Origin of the sequence: Exiguobacterium sp. SH5S4 (assembly GCF_004337045.1) — a bacterium.
Taxonomy (GTDB): domain Bacteria; phylum Bacillota; class Bacilli; order Exiguobacteriales; family Exiguobacteriaceae; genus Exiguobacterium; species Exiguobacterium aurantiacum_A.
On sequence record NZ_SJUQ01000007.1, the window covers coordinates 82,179 to 98,930 of the forward strand.

19 protein-coding genes and 1 pseudogene are annotated in these 16,752 nt (G+C 54.5%); 11 read left to right on the forward strand and 9 right to left on the reverse strand.

Annotation, left to right across the window (positions count from 1 at the left end; all coding sequences use genetic code 11):
- Positions 1-15: 15 nt before the first annotated feature.
- Positions 16-429 (forward strand): organic hydroperoxide resistance protein, encoded by a 414-nt coding sequence (locus tag EVJ32_RS06135; RefSeq protein WP_131457506.1) that lies wholly within the window; start codon positions 16-18, stop codon positions 427-429.
- A 97-nt stretch (positions 430-526) separates the two neighbouring features.
- Positions 527-1,384, forward strand: coding sequence for a metallophosphoesterase (locus tag EVJ32_RS06140; protein WP_131457508.1), 858 nt, complete (start codon positions 527-529; stop codon positions 1,382-1,384).
- Between the two features lie 94 nt (positions 1,385-1,478).
- Here the strand turns inward: EVJ32_RS06140 and EVJ32_RS06145 are convergent, their stop codons facing one another.
- The 3 genes from EVJ32_RS06145 to abc-f all read right to left on the reverse strand — a co-directional run bounded on the left by EVJ32_RS06145 (position 1,479) and on the right by abc-f (position 4,982).
- A complete protein-coding gene (locus tag EVJ32_RS06145; RefSeq protein ID WP_131457510.1) occupies positions 1,479-2,381 on the reverse strand; it encodes a cation diffusion facilitator family transporter in 903 nt (300 codons plus the stop codon).
- Positions 2,382-2,498: 117 nt separating this feature from the next.
- Positions 2,499-3,272, reverse strand: a complete 774-nt coding sequence (locus EVJ32_RS06150) for a hypothetical protein (RefSeq protein WP_131457512.1) — start codon at positions 3,270-3,272, stop codon at positions 2,499-2,501.
- A 12-nt stretch (positions 3,273-3,284) separates the two neighbouring features.
- A complete protein-coding gene (gene abc-f, locus EVJ32_RS06155) occupies positions 3,285-4,982 on the reverse strand; it encodes a ribosomal protection-like ABC-F family protein (protein ID WP_131457514.1) in 1,698 nt (565 codons plus the stop codon).
- Positions 4,983-5,347: 365 nt separating this feature from the next.
- On the opposite strand from abc-f, the gene EVJ32_RS06160 reads away from it, so the two are divergent.
- From EVJ32_RS06160 to EVJ32_RS06175, 4 genes are all read left to right on the forward strand, one after another.
- Positions 5,348-6,259: an MBL fold metallo-hydrolase gene (locus EVJ32_RS06160; protein WP_131457516.1), complete on the forward strand. Its 912-nt coding sequence runs from the start codon at positions 5,348-5,350 to the stop codon at positions 6,257-6,259.
- A gap of 63 nt (positions 6,260-6,322) precedes the next feature.
- Entirely contained in the window at positions 6,323-7,156 is an 834-nt protein-coding gene (locus EVJ32_RS06165) for an aldo/keto reductase (RefSeq protein ID WP_131457518.1), read from the forward strand.
- Positions 7,157-7,169: 13 nt separating this feature from the next.
- Entirely contained in the window at positions 7,170-7,784 is a 615-nt protein-coding gene (locus tag EVJ32_RS06170) for a PH domain-containing protein (RefSeq protein ID WP_131457520.1), read from the forward strand.
- A gap of 14 nt (positions 7,785-7,798) precedes the next feature.
- The gene (locus EVJ32_RS06175) at positions 7,799-8,077 is read left to right on the forward strand and encodes a hypothetical protein (protein WP_131457522.1); all 279 of its coding nucleotides are present in this window, start codon (positions 7,799-7,801) and stop codon (positions 8,075-8,077) included.
- Positions 8,078-8,119: 42 nt separating this feature from the next.
- Here the strand turns inward: EVJ32_RS06175 and EVJ32_RS06180 are convergent, their stop codons facing one another.
- Complete coding sequence (locus EVJ32_RS06180) at positions 8,120-8,644, reverse strand: DUF1836 domain-containing protein (protein ID WP_131457524.1); 525 nt, start codon at positions 8,642-8,644, stop codon at positions 8,120-8,122.
- Between the two features lie 125 nt (positions 8,645-8,769).
- Here EVJ32_RS06180 and trhA point away from each other — a divergent pair, with 125 nt between their 5' ends.
- Together trhA and EVJ32_RS06190 are read left to right on the forward strand one after the other, a co-directional pair.
- Positions 8,770-9,414 (forward strand): PAQR family membrane homeostasis protein TrhA, encoded by a 645-nt coding sequence (gene trhA, locus EVJ32_RS06185; protein ID WP_070327786.1) that lies wholly within the window; start codon positions 8,770-8,772, stop codon positions 9,412-9,414.
- Positions 9,415-9,500: 86 nt separating this feature from the next.
- Positions 9,501-10,196 (forward strand): DsbA family oxidoreductase, encoded by a 696-nt coding sequence (locus EVJ32_RS06190; RefSeq protein ID WP_131457526.1) that lies wholly within the window; start codon positions 9,501-9,503, stop codon positions 10,194-10,196.
- 62 nt (positions 10,197-10,258) lie between these two features.
- On the opposite strand, the gene relB is transcribed toward EVJ32_RS06190, so the two are convergent.
- Positions 10,259-10,480: a type II toxin-antitoxin system RelB family antitoxin gene (relB, locus tag EVJ32_RS06195; RefSeq protein ID WP_131457528.1), complete on the reverse strand. Its 222-nt coding sequence runs from the start codon at positions 10,478-10,480 to the stop codon at positions 10,259-10,261.
- A gap of 173 nt (positions 10,481-10,653) precedes the next feature.
- Here relB and EVJ32_RS16570 point away from each other — a divergent pair.
- Positions 10,654-11,211, forward strand: a pseudogene (locus EVJ32_RS16570) (MFS transporter); the annotation flags it as partial.
- Between the two features lie 28 nt (positions 11,212-11,239).
- Positions 11,240-12,046 carry an MFS transporter gene (locus EVJ32_RS16575; protein WP_483297342.1) on the forward strand — a complete coding sequence of 269 codons (807 nt, stop codon included), beginning with the start codon at positions 11,240-11,242 and terminating at the stop codon, positions 12,044-12,046.
- A gap of 25 nt (positions 12,047-12,071) precedes the next feature.
- Here EVJ32_RS16575 and EVJ32_RS06210 read toward each other — a convergent pair whose 3' ends face one another.
- The 4 genes from EVJ32_RS06210 to EVJ32_RS06225 all read right to left on the reverse strand — a co-directional run bounded on the left by EVJ32_RS06210 (position 12,072) and on the right by EVJ32_RS06225 (position 14,936).
- On the reverse strand, positions 12,072-13,166 hold the full coding sequence (locus tag EVJ32_RS06210; protein WP_236639491.1) for an MBL fold metallo-hydrolase: 1,095 nt from the start codon (positions 13,164-13,166) through the stop codon (positions 12,072-12,074).
- A gap of 90 nt (positions 13,167-13,256) precedes the next feature.
- Positions 13,257-13,844: an SCO family protein gene (locus tag EVJ32_RS06215; RefSeq protein WP_131457530.1), complete on the reverse strand. Its 588-nt coding sequence runs from the start codon at positions 13,842-13,844 to the stop codon at positions 13,257-13,259.
- Between the two features lie 4 nt (positions 13,845-13,848).
- Positions 13,849-14,268, reverse strand: coding sequence for a disulfide oxidoreductase (locus EVJ32_RS06220; protein ID WP_131457532.1), 420 nt, complete (start codon positions 14,266-14,268; stop codon positions 13,849-13,851).
- Positions 14,265-14,936: a DsbA family protein gene (locus EVJ32_RS06225; RefSeq protein WP_131457534.1), complete on the reverse strand. Its 672-nt coding sequence runs from the start codon at positions 14,934-14,936 to the stop codon at positions 14,265-14,267. The genes EVJ32_RS06220 and EVJ32_RS06225 overlap by 4 nt, the downstream gene beginning before the upstream one ends.
- Positions 14,937-15,207: 271 nt before the next feature.
- Here EVJ32_RS06225 and tnpB point away from each other — a divergent pair, with 271 nt between their 5' ends.
- A complete protein-coding gene (gene tnpB / locus EVJ32_RS06230) occupies positions 15,208-16,380 on the forward strand; it encodes an IS200/IS605 family element RNA-guided endonuclease TnpB (RefSeq protein WP_131457536.1) in 1,173 nt (390 codons plus the stop codon).
- Positions 16,381-16,752 lie beyond the last annotated feature (372 nt).

Genomic DNA, 16,752 nt, shown 5'->3' on the forward strand with positions numbered 1-16,752 from the left:
CGGAGGAATTAAATTATGAAACCACTATTCACAGCTTCAGCAACAGCTCTCGGTGGCCGCGAAGGTCGCGTCACATCTACGGACGGCGTCATCGACTTGAGCGTCGCGATGCCAGGAGCGAAACAAGCAGAAGAGTCGACGAACCCTGAGCAATTGTTCGCAGCCGGATACGCAGCTTGCTTTGGCAGCGCGTTGAACCTCGTCATCGGTAAAGAGCGCGTCAAGACAGATGGCACGAGCGTCACTGGCCACGTCACACTCAACCAGAACGACGAAGGTTTCTTCATCTCGGTCGAGCTCGAAGTCGAAATCAAAGGTGTCGACCAAGCAACTGCTGAGCGTCTCGTCGAAGCAGCGCACCAAGTGTGCCCGTACTCGAAAGCGACACGCGGCAACGTCGACGTCAAATTGACGACAAACGTCGCCTAATCTCCCGCCCGCTCCAATATGAGCGGGCTTTTTTTTGCGTCCATACCTATTAACAGAGTAGAATGAAGAGACAAACATCCGACCGAGGAGGGACACGATGCTAAAAGGAAAACGAAAGTACATCACGTTCGCCATCGTGGTCGTCTTTCTGTTCGCCGCTCTTTACAACGGGCTGACGATTAGAGAGTACGAGCTGACGACCGATAAGCTCGAAACTGGTCAATCGTTACGCGTCATCCTCCTCTCGGATTTGCACGGCTATTCGTATGGCGAGGACCAAAAAAATCTGATTGAGAAAGTTCGTGAGCAGCAACCTGACTTGATCGCGCTTCCCGGTGATTTGCTCGACCGATACCGCTCACCAGACGCCGCTTTCGAACTGATCGAAGGGCTACAAGGGATCGCCCCGATGTATTTCGTCACCGGCAACCATGAAATTGATGAATCAAGTGATTTCGTCCGGCACGACGTCAAAGACGTGTTTCGTTCGTTTGGTGTGATCGTGCTCGAGAACGAAGCCGAGACCGTGACGGTCAACGGGGTCGAGCTCATCATCGGCGGCGTCGAGGACCCGCTTCGCACGTACGCCGAAAACATATACGGGAACTGGGAGCAAGACGTCTTGACGGCACTTGACGACGTCGAAACGGACGACACGTTCAGCCTGCTCTTGTCCCACCGGGCGGAACAAGTCGAGACGTACGCCGAGCTTCCGTTTGACCTCGTCTTGTCGGGCCACGCCCATGGCGGCCAGGTCCGTATCCCTTATCTGTTGAACGGGCTTTACGCGCCTGACCAAGGCTTCTTCCCAAAATATGCGGGTGGCCTGTATGAACACGATTCGTTCACCCATATCATCGGCCGCGGCTTCAACTACACAGTCAGCGTACCGCGTATCTTCAATCCACCCGAGATCGTCGTCATCGACATCGCGGGCACCGGGACTCCTTTGTGAGTCCCTATTTTATGTTTGCAGACGACTGCGTCAAAGTCGTCCTGAAACCATAACAAAAGCGGTCCCCGACTCTTGTCAGGGACCGCTCGTGCGTTTACCAGATCGTTCGTTCCTCGCAGTGTGCCGTCTCTCGTTCGATTTGAACGGTCGAACGACCGAACGACCCGTACTGCTTCATCCGCTCCGTCACATCGTGCAGCACGCGTTGATCATCTGTCGTTTTATCGATCAACACGTGGCACGTGACGGCGTACTCCTCAGACGTGATCGACCAGACGTGGAGGTCATGCACTTCTTTGACCCCTTCGACGGTCGCAAGGTCACGCTGCATCGCCACGACGTCGACTTTGTCAGGCGCCCCTTCCATCAAAATATGGACGGCGTCCCGGGTCACGCGGTACCCGCTCACCAAGATGAGGAGTGCGACGAACATACTGGCGATTGGATCAGCGAGCGTCCACCCGAACATTAGAATGAGCAGCGCCGCTGTGATGGCCCCGACCGATCCGAGCAAGTCTCCGAACACGTGCAGGAGCGCGCTTCGGACGTTCAAGTTGTCCCGCTCGCCGCGCATCAAGATCCACGCCGCGAGCACGTTGACGAGCAACCCGATGACGGCGATGGCGAGCATGCCGCCGCTTAAAATCTCTGGTGGCGCGAACAAGCGCTTATACGCCTCGATGATGATATAACCTGAGATGACAAGGAGCGTCAATCCGTTGACGAACGCCGCCAAAATCTCAAAGCGGCGGTACCCGAACGTCTGGTTCGGTGTCGCCTTCCGGGCGCCGAACCGGACCGCCAAGAAACTGAGCCCGAGCGCTGCCGCGTCGCCGAGCATGTGCCCCGCATCCGATAAGAGCGCTAGGCTGTTCGTCCACAGACCGCCGATGACTTCGACGACCATGAACGTGACGATCAACAGAAATGCTAGCAGTAATGCTCGTTGATTCGTTGTGTGGTGGTGGCCTTCGTGGCCATGATCATGTTGTTCCATGCGTCATCGCTCCTCTCTCCTTTCATTATATCCCTTTTCTCCCTATCATTCAAATGTTCGTTTGAATGATAGGGAGAAAAGAAGCGCCGACAGGATGCACCCTCTCGACGCCAGCACTTATTTTTGTTCGATTCGGACCCGCATGACCCCGTTATACGGGAACAGCTTCAATTGAAGCGTCTCCCCGTCATACCAGCTGCCCGCACTTTGGGCGCTCGACGCCTCAAGTTCAGGCGTCACGGCCGTCTGACGGTCCCAATCGATCGCTTTCACTCGTTGGTCACGCACCATTAAAAAGAAGCCGTTATAAAAGTGGTACTCGTTCACTTGGTCGCGCTGGACGGACGCCGGTGCCCCGAGTGTCGACCGGACCGTCGCTACGTCTTGTCCGAGCCAGTCCAAGGCAGACGCTGAAGCCGTCGGCACGACCGTTTGCCACGCCTGTTTCACCTCATCGTCCGAGACGCTAGTCGCTTCCTCGGTCACACGCGCTTCCGTCACCCATCCGGTCGTCCGCTCGTTCAACTGAAGTTTGACGAATCCACTGACCGCTTCGAGCCGTTCGAACCGGTCTCCAAGATCCGCCTCATATAGAACGGTCACACGATCATCGGCATACACTTTCGTGTACGGTGTCGCGATGTAGACGACGTTCTCACTCGGCTCTTCTTCAGTCGCTTCCTCTTCAGGTTCCGCCTCTGTCCCGCTATCGACTTCTTTTGTCGAGATATTGTCCGACTCAGGCAGCGCCGTCTGCTTTTGCGAATCGATGTACGCCGCGAACGCGATGACACCGATCAATGAAGCGATCAACAAGACCGCCGTCGCTAACCGTAACAACCGTTTTCGTTTCCTTGACGCGGCCCGTGATGACCGAACTTCTTCCTTCATTATTCTCCACTCCTACTCGTTTCGTCTCATTTGTTCCGATTCGTCAAACGGCTTCACGTTTCCTGCCTCGTCGACAAATTTTTGTTCGTCGCTCGTCAGCGCCTCGAGCGTCTGAATCGTCGCTTCGACGTCGATGGGGGGCGTGTCTTGTCCAGTTTCTAAAATCCGCACCGTCTCGCCGAGCTCGATCGTCCGGTCCGTCAGCTGATGGAACGTCCGGTCGTGCGAGATGAGGATGAGACCGCCCCGGTAGATCGATAAGGCCGCCTCGATCTGTTCGCGTGTCGCGACGTCTAAATAGTTCGTCGGTTCATCGAGCGCGAGCATGTCTGCGTCCGAGAAATAAAGGATGAGGAATGCGATCCGACACTTCTCGCCCATGCTCGCCTCACGCATCGGTTTATAGACGTCGTCACGACGGAACAAGAAATGGGCCAGGAGCGTCCGCGCTTCCGTCTCCGGAATGTCGCTCGCGGATAATAGTGCGTCAAGCAGCGTCCCATCCTCGGGCAACCGCTCGAGCGTCTGTGAGAAGTAGCCGATTTTCAGTTTCGGATGGCGATGCACAGCACCCTCGTTTGGCTCAAGCTGCCCTAAAAGCAGCTTCAACAGCGTCGTCTTGCCGCTCCCGTTCGGTCCGACGATCGACAGACGGTCGCCCCGATTGAACGTGAACGAAAGATGCTCGAACAACGGCTCGTCATATCCGAACGCGACGTTCTCGACCGTGATCCATGTCTTTGCCTCAAGCGGTTCCGCTTGGAAGCGGACCGAAACGCGAGCCGCGTCTTTCGGTTTGTCGGGACGCCCTTGTTCGAGCTGGTCGAGTTTTCGTTCCCTTGCTTTCATCTTGACGGCAAGGTTCGCCGCTCCTTTCTGGGCACCGGGACTGCGGACGCTCGCCGTCGCTTTCGCCTTCAAGTGCCAGCCTTTGTACTGGGCGATCATATCGAGCAGTTCCGACTTGCGCGCCACATAGCGCGCGTGGGCCCGCTCGTCACGCACCCGTTCCTCGGCTTTTTGCTGCTTATAGGCGCTATAGTTGCCCGGATAGCGGACGACCTCGCCGTCACTCAGTTCAAGGATGACCGTTGCGACGTCATCGATGAACTGGCGGTCGTGGGAGATGGCGAGCACCGTGCCCGGAAACTCACGCACCCAGCGCGTCAGCCAGTCGATCGAGTCGACGTCGAGATGATTCGTCGGCTCGTCGAGCAAGACGACGTCGACGTGACACATCATAAGCCGGGCCAATTGTGCCCGCGTCTGTTCGCCGCCGCTCAAGTCAGAAAGCCGTCTTAATCCCATTTCGTCCATGCCGATTCGTTTCAACGCTTGGTTTGCCTCGGCCTCGAGTCCAAAAGCGTCACACGCCATCGCCTCGTCATACACCGCAAGCACGCGCTCCGTGTCGCCTGATGTGACTTCTTCGTACAAACGGAACCGTTCGCCGTCACCTTTCATGACGTACGCGAGCGTCGTCCCATCCCCAACGAACACGGTCTGTTCGACGACACCGACTTTTCCTGCTACTTCGATTCGACCGGCCTGAGGGATCAGTTCACCGACGAGCAATTTGAACAACGTCGTCTTCCCTGACCCGTTTTGGCCGAACAAGACGGCCCGTTCGCCTGTTGACACGTCGAACGAGACGCTGTCAAATAGCGGTTGCTGGTCGTAGTCGAACCGGACTTGATGTACAGATAACATAGTTGTCTCACCTCGCTTATTAGTCCGCTACGCGATGAAACAAAAAACACCATTCGCTAGAAAGCGATGGTGTGAAGATCTCCGGTCAAGCGGAAAAAAGGGTCACCCCGTAGCTTGAGATTGGACACACTTCACCCGTGACTGTTCAGACGAACAGTGATGATTCGTTTCATCAGTTGAGTGAGTGTGACTTTTTCATAGCACGCGGTACCTTCCTTTCCTAATCTACTGCCACCTTACCAAAATGTAAGCGGATTCGCAATCGTCAAACCCACAATCTCCCATCGTTTCTACGCCTATGGGCGGATGCACGTCTTAGTCGTCAGCGTTAAGATGAAACTATCCTATATAACGAGGTGACTCACATGAAATTACGCAACTTACTCGTCCCGAGCGCTGTCTTGGCAAGCGTCGGCACGTTCTTTTATACACGACTGAAACAACGGTTACCGCGTCCTGACTTTAAAGAGGCGCCGATCAAACCGGACTTGTCCATTTTCGACGAGACGAGCGTGAGCGCCACGTGGATCGGCCACTCGACCGTGCTCATCCATTGGTACGGCCTCAAAATTTTGACCGACCCGGTATTCTCAAAACGGATCGGTGTCCACGTCGGTCCCGTCACGTTCGGCATGAAACGGCATACCGCCCCTGCCCTCTCGATCGAAGAGATCGGTCACGTCGACGTCATCTTGCTCAGCCACGCCCATATGGACCACTTCGACCATAAAAGTTTGAAGCGGCTCATCACCCGTGACACGGTCGTCATCTCGGCACCGGGGACGAGCAAACTGTTGCGTCACTATCCGAGCCTACAGACGCTCGAGATGCATCCCCACGACAAGTTGACACTCGCGAACGGACTTAACGTCCAAGCGATCCCGGTCGCGCATTGGGGCAACCGCTTCCCGTGGGACAAACACATGGGCTATAACGGCTACGTCTTGAAATATAAAGGCGTCCGTATGCTGTTCGCCGGCGACACGGCGTACACCGAAGCGTTCAACGGGCTCGCGAACAAAGAACCGATCGACCTCGCCTTCTTCCCGATCGGTGCGTATCAACCGGACTCGTTCCAGGAAGCGCACTGCACCCCGGAGCAAGCGTGGACGATGTTCAAACAGAGCGGAGCAAAACGGTTCTTCCCGATGCACTGGGACACGTTCGTCTTATCATACGAGCCGGTCGAGGAGCCGTATGACCGCCTCGTCGCCGCAGCCAAACTCGAACGCGATCAAATCGTGGTCAAGGCGCACGGAGAAAGCATTCGGCTGTAGGTTTCACTTTCACTTTGTCGTGATTTTCGGTAACGTTAGATGTGAGAGGGAGGGAATCAAATTATGGAATGGACAACACTCAATAATGATGTGAAACTGCCGATGCTCGGTCTCGGCGTGTACAAAGTTGAAGACGGGACGGTCACGGTCGACACGGTCAAGGCGGCACTCGACGCCGGCTACCGGTTGATCGACACGGCCGCCATCTATCAGAACGAAGAGAGCGTCGGGCAGGCGATCCGCGAGTCGAGCGTCCCGCGCGAAGACATCTTCGTGACGACGAAGCTGTGGAACGAGTTTCACGGCTACGACGAGGCGCTCCAGGCGTTTCAAGACAGCCTCGACCGACTCGGCCTCGACTATGTCGACTTGTTCTTGATCCATTGGCCGATGCCGCGCTTCGGTAAGTTCGTTGAAACGTACAAAGCGCTCGAGCAATTGTATGAGGAAGGCAAAGTACGGGCCATCGGCGTCTCGAACTTCGAGATTCAACACCTCGAACAGATCATCCAATCGTGCGCGATCGTACCGGCGGTGAATCAAGTTGAGATCCACCCATACTTGTCCCAAAAAGAATTGATTGCGTATTGCAAGCGTTATGACATCCAGATCCAAGCGTGGAGTCCGCTCATGAAAGGTCGTGAGGCGCTCGAGGATGCGACGATCGTCGACATCGCGAGCAAGTACGGCAAGTCCCCGGCCCAAGTCATCTTGCGCTGGCATCTTCAAAACGGTGTCGCCGTCATCCCAAAATCGGTCACACCGAGTCGGATCCGTGAAAACATACAGGTATTCGACTTCACGTTGACGAAAGAAGACATGGCAGCGATCGACGGACTCAACCGGAACGAGCGGACCGGGTCCGACCCGGTCGAGATGCACAAAATCCACTACTGAGGAGAGACTGTACATGTTCAAAAAACTAGCTTCTGATTTGACAGGCTTTAGCGATATCGGTGAAGTCATCGACCCGAAAGACTTCGACAAGGCCGATGCCGACGATTACGTCTTACATGAGGACAACGAGAAGATTTACTTCTTGATCAAGTCGAAATCGGACGAGTACTGCTTCACGAACCTCGCGATGATCCATCTCGACGGCGCGAGCGCCATCAGTTCGAAGCGCGTCTTGTATCGTTATCCGTACGCGCAACATCCGCTCCAACACGTCATGTTCGAGACGGCCGGTACGGTCGACTTAGACGTCGAGATCAAGTTCACGATCGGCGACAAGCCATACTCGATTGACGTGAACAAAAAGCAAATCGAGCACGTCAAAGACTTGTACAAATCACTCCTCGCCATCGCCGATAAACAGCGTGAAGGCCGGAAAATGCTCGAGTTCGCCAACGCGTCGCTCACGCATTCCGTGTCAGTTCTGAGCGGCCTCCGTCAAGGGGACATGAACGTCGCGACGACGTTTAAAGACTTGTCGCAACAATCGTTCGACTGGCTCCAAGGCCACTATCACGAATGGAACCGGAAAGATTTCGGTGACGTGTTCGAGAAGTACATCAATAATTAACTTGGTGGTGACGTATGGACTACATGTGGTTGTTGATTGCGTTTTTCTTGTTCATGCTCGTGATTTTGACTGTGTTCATCAGTAGTGTGCTCAACGCCTTGCTCAGGAACCTCCACCCGTTAGTTCATATCACCGTCATTTTGTTTTTGTCGTTCACGTATGAGCGTCTAATGTTAGATTATAATCTCTTGTGGACGCTTTTCATTCTTGTGACCATCAGTTATTTAGCACCACTTCTCGTCGTTAAAATGTACAACAAAGGTGAGCGCTTCGAACGCGAACATCTAAAATGACAAAATGTCCCCTAGACTACAAACGGAGTCTAGGGGACATTTTTATTTACTTTCGTCGATCAACCGTTCGGCGAGCCGTTGGTACAAGTGGCTCATATGCACGGCCGAGGCAATGGCGAGCGACTGTTGGATTTCACTCGCTTCAGTCGCTTTCACGTTCGCGAGCAGCGTCTCGGCTTGCGTCTCGAACGCCTGCAAGTTTTGTTCTTTCTGAGCTTGATAGGCGTCATAAAAGTCTTCGAGCGAGAACGCCTCGTCCGATTCATTCAGCGGCCGGAGCGTCTCTTTGATGTCGTTGATCGACAACAGCCCTTTCATCTCGTAAATCAGGCTTAGTAGCATCAAATGCTCGTTCGTGTACTTCTTGTTTTTGACGGGATGGAACAACTTGCCTTTGGCGTAGTTGTTGATCATCGTCTTCGTCAAGATCGTCTCGTCTTCATTACGTTTCATCTTGCCGTAATGTTGCTCGAACAGTTGGATGACTTGGTCCATATATAAGTCGATCGTCGGCAATACCACTTTCGGGAGCGTGCCTTCCGTCCGTACAATCTCGTTCGGTTTCATCGAATCACCTCACTTTCAGTATACGGACAATCGTCGTTTGTCGAAACAAAAACCTTGTTCTTCTTGCCCATACCGCTTATCATGTAGTTATGGATACTACATGACGTCATAAGGAGTGTTTTTGCATGAATTCGATTTTTCGGGAACCTATTAACGCGCTGACCCATCTCGCCGGAGCGGTACTCGCCTTCATCGCCTTGATCGCGATGACAGTGAAAGCGTCACTGCTCGGCTCACCGCTCGCCATCATGGCGGCGATTTTGTTCGGAATCAGTCTCGTCTTTCTTTACTTATCGTCTGGCTTGTACCACAGCATCATCGCCTCGCCGAAAGTCATCGCGTTCTTCCGACGAATCGATCATGCGATGATTTACGCCTTGATCGCCGGGACATACGCCCCGCTCACACTGCTCGCGCTCGAAAGCCCGATGCGCTGGGTGCTGTTCGGTATCGTCCACGTCCTCGCCTTGTTCGGCATCATCTTCAAACTCGTCTGGTTCCACGCCCCACGCTTCTTGTCAACTGCTCTCTACATCGGCATGGGCTGGCTGTCGGTCTTCTTCATCGGACCGCTCCATAGCGTGATCGGCAACGGCGGCATCTTTTGGCTCTTGCTCGGAGGCTTCATGTACACGGTCGGCGGTCTCATCTACGGCTTCAAGCCGAAGTTCGTCAACTGGCGCGGTTGGGGCTTCCACGAGGTGTTCCACTTGTTCATCTTGTTCGGAAGCTTCGCCCACTTCGTCTGCGTGTTCTGGTACGTCTTTTAAGTCCTCCTCGTGAGGGCTTTTTTTGTGAGCACATTCATTTACTTCAATTTCAAGACATCCTACACTGACTGTAGGAGGGATTCACTATGAAAATTGAAGTTTGGTCAGATTACGTCTGTCCGTTCTGTTATATCGGTAAGCGCCGTCTAGAAGAAGCGCTCGAACAGTTCCCACACGCGGACAAGGTCGAAGTGGAGTTCAAGAGCTTCGAACTCGACCCGAACGCCCCGACGACCGATTCACGTTCGATTTATGAAGTGCTCGCGAAGAAATACAGCATGCCGCTCGAGCAGGCAAAAACGACGACGGCCCAAGTCGCCGCTCAAGCTCAATCAGTCGGACTCGACTATGACTTTGACAACATGGTCGTCACCGGCACGCTCGATTCGCACCGGTTGACGCACTATGCGAAGACGGTCGGTAAAGAGAAGGAACTGTCGGAAGCGCTCCTCAAAGCGTACTTCGTCGAGGCGAAACATATCGGCGACCACGACGTACTCGTATCGATCGCGACAAGCGTCGGGCTCGATGCTGACGCCGTGAAAGACGTACTCGCTTCAGACGTATACATGGAAGACGTCCGCGCTGAAGAGAAACGCGCGAGCGATCTCGGCATCACCGGCGTCCCGTTCTTCGTCTTCGACGGGAAGTATGGCGTCTCAGGCGCCCAACCGACCGAGGCGTTCACACAAGTACTCGAGAAGACGTGGGCCGAATCGGCACCGACACTTCAAGTGCTCTCGGGCGGTGCGACGTGCACGGACGATAACTGCGATATTTGACTTCAAAAGAACGACAGAGAAGCATTCGTCTGAATACGGACGAATGCTTTTTTAGATTTAATCTAAGTTTGCAAATCCTTTAGCATGGCCTCGAATGAAATTGCTTCAGAATGTTCTTGATGTGCACTCATTACTTCATAATAAAGCACTATGTCTAATTCATCTTCTATTCGTTCTAGGACAGCTTCCCGAACAAGCATAGAGAGGGTAAGATTTTTTGTTTTCGCATACTCTCTAATGAGAAGTTCGTCTTCCTCATTGAGTCGCACAGATATCGTTCCCATACAATCACCCTCCTTCATACACATTGTATTACGAAATCAGAGTGTTTATATAATCAGTTCGCATGAATTAATGAATGGGAGTAGAAGCCGAATCTTCGGCTTCTTTTTTGTGGCTTAATGAATCATTCTCAAGCATAATTATTATTAACTGATAAAAATCGAGGACTTAACATATGTGGAAAAATCGGAACGTCTGGATCATCTTGACCGGAGAGTTCGTCGCCGGTCTCGGGCTTTGGCTCGGCATCATCGGCAACTTGGAGTTCATGCAGGAGAAAGTCCCGTCCGACTTCGTCAAGGCGCTCATCCTCGCCGGGGGGCTGCTCGCCGGCGTCGCCATCGGACCGCTCGCCGGTCGGCTCACCGACCAGGGCTCGAAAAAGAAAATCATGCTCATCTCGAGCATCGTCCGGGCGCTCAGCGTTCTCTTCATGTTCGTCGCCATCGAGACGGGAAGCGTGCTTTGGATGGTCGTCTTCCTCGTCTTCTTGCAAGGGTCGGCCGCGTTTTACTTCCCGGCGCTTCAGGCAGCGATCCCGCTCATCGTCAAGGAACGCGAGCTGCTCGCCTTGAACGGGGTCCATATGAACGTCTCCACGCTGTCCCGGGTCATCGGGACGGCCATCGCCGGCATCTTGCTCACGCTCGTCTCGCTGCGGGACGTCTACGCGCTCTCGCTCGTCGCCTACTTGCTGCTCGCCGTCGCGACGTGGTTCTTGAACATCGACGAGACGACGACACCGTTTGAACGGGGTCCATATGAACGTCTCCACGCTGTCCCGGGTCATCGGGACGGCCATCGCCGGCATCTTGCTCACGCTCGTCTCGCTGCGGGACGTCTACGCGCTCTCGCTCGTCGCCTACTTGCTGCTCGCCGTCGCGACGTGGTTCTTGAACATCGACGAGACGACGACACCGTCCGCTCGGAAAGTCGATACGAAGTCGTCCGGCGGATTCAAGGACGTCTTCCCAATCATCAAGTCGATCCCGGTCATCTTCATGACGCTCGTCATGACGCTCATCCCGCTCCTCTTCATCGGTGGGTTCAACCTGCTCGTCATCAACATTAGCGAGCTGCAAGACTCGACCGCGATCAAAGGCTGGATTTATACGGCGGAAGGGATTGCCTTCATGGTCGGCGCGTTCGTCATCAAACGGATCGGCGAGAAGTTCTCCGTGTTCTCGATCTTGTTCACGTTCTCGTTTTTGATCGGGGTCGCCCAGCTCATGCTGTACTTCGCCGACATCCCGGCCGTCTCGATCGCGGCGTTCGTCTTGTTCGGCTTCTCGGTCGGCTGTTTCTTCCCGACCGCCGTGACGATTTTCCAGACGCGGATGCCGAAAGACTATCACGGGCGCTTCTTCTCGTTCCGGAACATGCTCGACCGCATCGTCTTCCAAGTCGTGTTGCTCGTCACCGGCTTCTTCCTCGACTTGATCGGTCTGCAGCTCATGGTCGTCTTGTTCGGGGTAAGTTCGATCGCGATGACCGCTTCCTTCCTCGTCTATACGCGGAAACACAAGCTTTATATCGAAACGGACGAGACCGAACGGATCTCGTCCTAACAAAACAAGCGCTGACCGAATTCGGTCATCGCTTGTTCATGTCCTCGATGTCGCGCCACCACGTGTTTGTGTCGTTGCGACCGTCGAGCGTGATCCGTTCCCCGATGATTGGAGTGAGTACGTGTTCTCGCGGCAACAACTGTGTCAACTGCTCGGCCGGGTCGTACCAGGCGTGGAACGATAGCGTGAACGCGCCCCAATGGATCGGCAATATCTTATCAGCCCGTATGTCGCGGAACGCCTGAGCCGTCTCTCGTGGCTGCATGTGCACATCCGGCCAACGCTCATCGTATTGCCCGCATTCGAGTGCCGCGAAGTCGAACGGTCCGTACTCGTCCCCGATGTCTTTAAAGTGAGGACCGTAACCGCCGTCGCCGCTAAAGAACAATCGATCCGTCTCACCGATGACGACCCATGACGCCCAAAGCGTCGCATTGCGGTCGGTGAGGGCACGACCCGAGAAGTGACGGGCCGGCGCACAGACGAACGTCCACGTCCCGAACTGATACGTGTCGCCCCAATCCCGTTCGATAATGCGTTCGGCCCCGACGCCCCAACGCTTCAAATGGCTACCGACACCGAGTGGGACGATGAACATGGCGACTTTGTCTTTGATCGCTTGAATCGTCGCATAGTCCAAATGGTCGTAATGGTCATGCGTCAGCAAGACGACGTCGATCGGCGGCAAATCGTCGAGCTCGAACGGCAAGTCCTCGCTGAACCGTTCATTCTTCGCGAACGGGAGCGGTGACGGGCTCCGGCCGAACATCGGGTCGACGAGCATCGTCTTGCCGTCCATTTGAACGAGCATCGCCGAATGGCCGAGCCAATAGATGCGGGTGAAGCTCGAGCCGAGTGTCTCGGTGAAGTCGATCGGGACGACCGGCAACCGCACGCTCGGCTTCCGGAGCGAGTCCGGATTTAAAAATTCTTTCGACATCGAGATCATGTCATCGCTTGAAAACCGCATCGGTGTCTCAAGCTGATTGCGGAACTTGCCGTTGACAAGATTCGGCGACTGGAGCGCTTTTGGCTTGCGGCCGAGCGGTTTATATTGTGTGAGCGCCGTACCCGTCACAGCAGCCAAACCCATCAATGAAACGAGTAGTGTTTTTTTCAAAAATATCCTCTCCTCTACTGTTTATTATACGGCAACATGCCGGATTCCCCTGTTTTTAAATACGCAAAAAAGGACGACATCGCGTCGCCCTCAAGATTTCTGTAAAATTTTAATATCGTTGACGATCTCCTCGATCGGCACGTCTTGGAACCCTTGGTACGCCTTGATGATTTTCCCGTCTTGGTCGACGAGATAGAACCATGTCGCGTGATCGACTTGCGTGCCTTCGTCGGGCTTGCGGACGAGCGCCTTGAAGTTCTGTTGCGCGAACGCCTCGATCTCGTCTTGCGAATAGCCGGTCAAGAACTGCCAGTCGGCTTGCGCCAAGTCGTACCCGGACATGAACTGTTTAATCTTATCCGGTGTGTCGACGGTCGGGTCGACGCTGAACGACACGAACTGGACGTCCTCGACGCCTTCTTCGATGAGCGCTTCATTCAACTTCGTCATGTTGTACGTCATCGGCGGACAGACGGTCTCACAGTTCGTGAACACGAAGTCGGCCATCCACACTTTCCCTTTCAAGTCGTCGAGACTGACCATCTCCTCGTCCTGGTTCATATAGTCGAACGATTCGATCTCCCAGTTGAGCGGGTCTTCGATCTCATTGCCGCAAGCGGCGAGCACAGTGAGTAAACTCATAAGCCCGATCAGCATCCATTTTTTCAAACGTTCCATCCCCTTACTTGTCCGTTTTTGTGTTGAGCAATAATAGCGTGATGAGTGTGAACGCCGTGAGCGCGAGGAACGGGATCGTCACGAAGCCGAACCAGTTGATGTACTGCACGTTACACGGCACGCCTTCGACACACGGTTTGATGTCGGCAAAACCGGGTACTTTTTGCACGAGATAATGGTAAAGTGAAATCATACCGCCGACGATTGCTAGCGGTAATACATATTTCTTCACTTGACGATCGTTCGTGAATACAGCCATACCGAGCACGAAGACGAGTGGGTACATAAAGATACGTTGGACCCAGCACAGTTCGCACGGGACGAACTCGCGGATCTCACTGAAGTATAAACTGCCGAGCGTCGCCGTGAGCGCGACGAGCCAAGCGAGATACAAGCCGTAGCGGCTCAGGAACGACTGATTCATGGCGCCCCTTGTTCAATCAACCGTTCAATCGCCTTATAGTCGAACGGGTCTTCTAGCATGACGCCGTTGATCATGATCGACGGCGTGAACTGGACCCCGTATTCTTTGACGAGTCCGTCATCTAGACTCACCTGTTCGAGCACGCTCGAGTTTTCACTCAAGTCGTCTTCAAACTTCGCCATGTCGACCGACGTCGTCTCGCCTGCGATCTGCTTCAATCGCTCGATCGTGACCCATGCCTCGTCGTGCTGCTGGCTCGCCGGTTGCGCGTCATAGAGTGCCTTATGAAAGTCCCAGAACGCATCCGGGTCTTGCTTATAGACCGATTCTGAAGCGAGTGACGCCAAAATCGACTCTTGTCCGTGGAACAAGACGTTGATATAGCTGAAGCTCGCGTCGCCCGTATCGACATAGTCCGCCTTTAGTTGCGGATAGATCGTCTCGCCCCATTGTTTACAAGACGGACATTTGTAGTCCCCAAACTCGACGATCGAGACCGGTGCGTCCGCTTCCCCGAGCGTCGGTTGCCCGTCCGTCGGCACGTGCTCGCTCGTAGCCGGCGCTGCCGTCTCTGCCTGCTCGGCCGGGCGGTTCAAGAGAACGACCACGACCGCGATGAGTGCGACCGCGATGAGCGTCCCAACGACCAATGCTTGATTTTGTTTCATTCGTCTCACCTCTATTTTTATCGATTCGTCTTTCATTATAGCGAAAGCGCTATCCGTTTCCACGAAATCGACTTGTTTATTACCGACTTTGCTTCAAGTCGTCCACATTTTGACGATGAACAGAGTGGATGTTTATTGTAGGAGGAACTATTTATCAAAAATAGGCGAGAATACGCCCACTTCAAAGCGACGAGGGCGAAGCCCTAGCGAAAGTGGGCGATGAATCGCCACGACCTTTTCTGGGTATAAATACCTAGAGGGGGTGAACGGCGTGTCGACACATAAAGGATACAGATTTCGGATCTATCCGACCAAGGAACAGGAAGTCCTGATCATCAAGACGCTCGGTTGCGCCCGCTTCGTCTTCAACCATTTCCTCGCGAAGTCGGATGAGACCTATCAGGCAAGCGGTACAGGACTGACCTACGGCGCGTGCTCCGAGGTATTGCCGTCCATGAAAGAGGAGCTCACGTGGCTGAAAGAGGTGGACAGCACGGCCCTGCAGTGGTCGTTGAAGCACCTGGCCGACGGCTACGACCGGCTCCGCACGAAACAGAACGGGCACCCGCGCTTCAAGTCGAAGCGCAACCCTGTCCAGTCGTACACGACGAACATCCAGGGCAAGTCGCAACAGCCAGAGGTCTCGATCATCGGGGACCGGCTCAAACTGCCGAAGCTGAAATGGGTCCGGTTCGCCAACTCACGGAAGGTCGAGGGCCGCATCCTCAGCGCCACGATCCGCCGGAACGCGACGGGCAAGTACTTCGTCTCCCTGAAGACCGAGCAGGACATCGAGCCGCTCCCACAGACCGGCTCCTCTGTCGGCGTCGACGTCGGGTTGAAGCACTTTGCCATCCTGTCCGACGGCACGGTGTACAAAAACGACCGTTACTTCCGCACGTTAGAGGAGAAGCTCGCCCGCGAGCAGCGCAAGCTGTCCCGGCGTCGGCTCATCGCCCTGAACAAGAAAGTGAAATTGTCTGAGGCGAAGAACTACCAGAAGCAGAAGCGCAAGGTCGCGCGTATCCATGAGAGGATCGCGAACAAACGGGAAGACTTCCTGCATAAGGTGTCGACCGAGATCGTCAAAAACCACGACGTCATCGGGATCGAGACGCTGCAGGTGAAGGACATGCAGCAGGACCGCAAATTGAGCAAGTCTATCGCCGACGTCAGTTGGTCGGCGTTCTTCCGCATGCTCGAATACAAGGCCGACTGGTACGGAAAGACCGTCGTCAAGGTCGGGAAGACGTTCGCCTCGAGCCAGCTCTGCTCAGGTTGCGGCCATCAACACAAAGACGTGAAACATCTCGCCTTGCGTAAGTGGACGTGCCCGAACTGCGGCGTCCACCACGACCGCGATGTCAACGCAGGACTGAACCTCAAACGAGAGGCCGAACGCATCCTGGCCTCTTCAACCGTCGGGACGACGGGGCTAGCCTGATCAGGTTTCGGCCGCTGGGTCGGATAACTCAGGAATCCCTCACCTCTAAGCGTAGCGTAGGTGGGGGGGAGTTCAAATGTGGTCGCGCTATCAAGAAGTACAATTGCTCCAAGGACTCAATGCATTAAATGATCGAGACTCGAGTCGGGCCTTGCTCGACCAGGTCCAGACGAACAGCCCCGCCTTCTCATGGAGATCACGCTCGATGAATCGCTCGTACTCACATAAAAGGTCCATGTCACTTGTGAACTGAGCCCTGTTTTTCGGACAGTTTAATAAAAAGTGCGTCGTCTTTTATGCGGCGATCAGATGGCTCCGGTATTGCTCCGGAGTCATTTTTTTTAGGTTCCATTGCTTGCGTTCACTATTGTA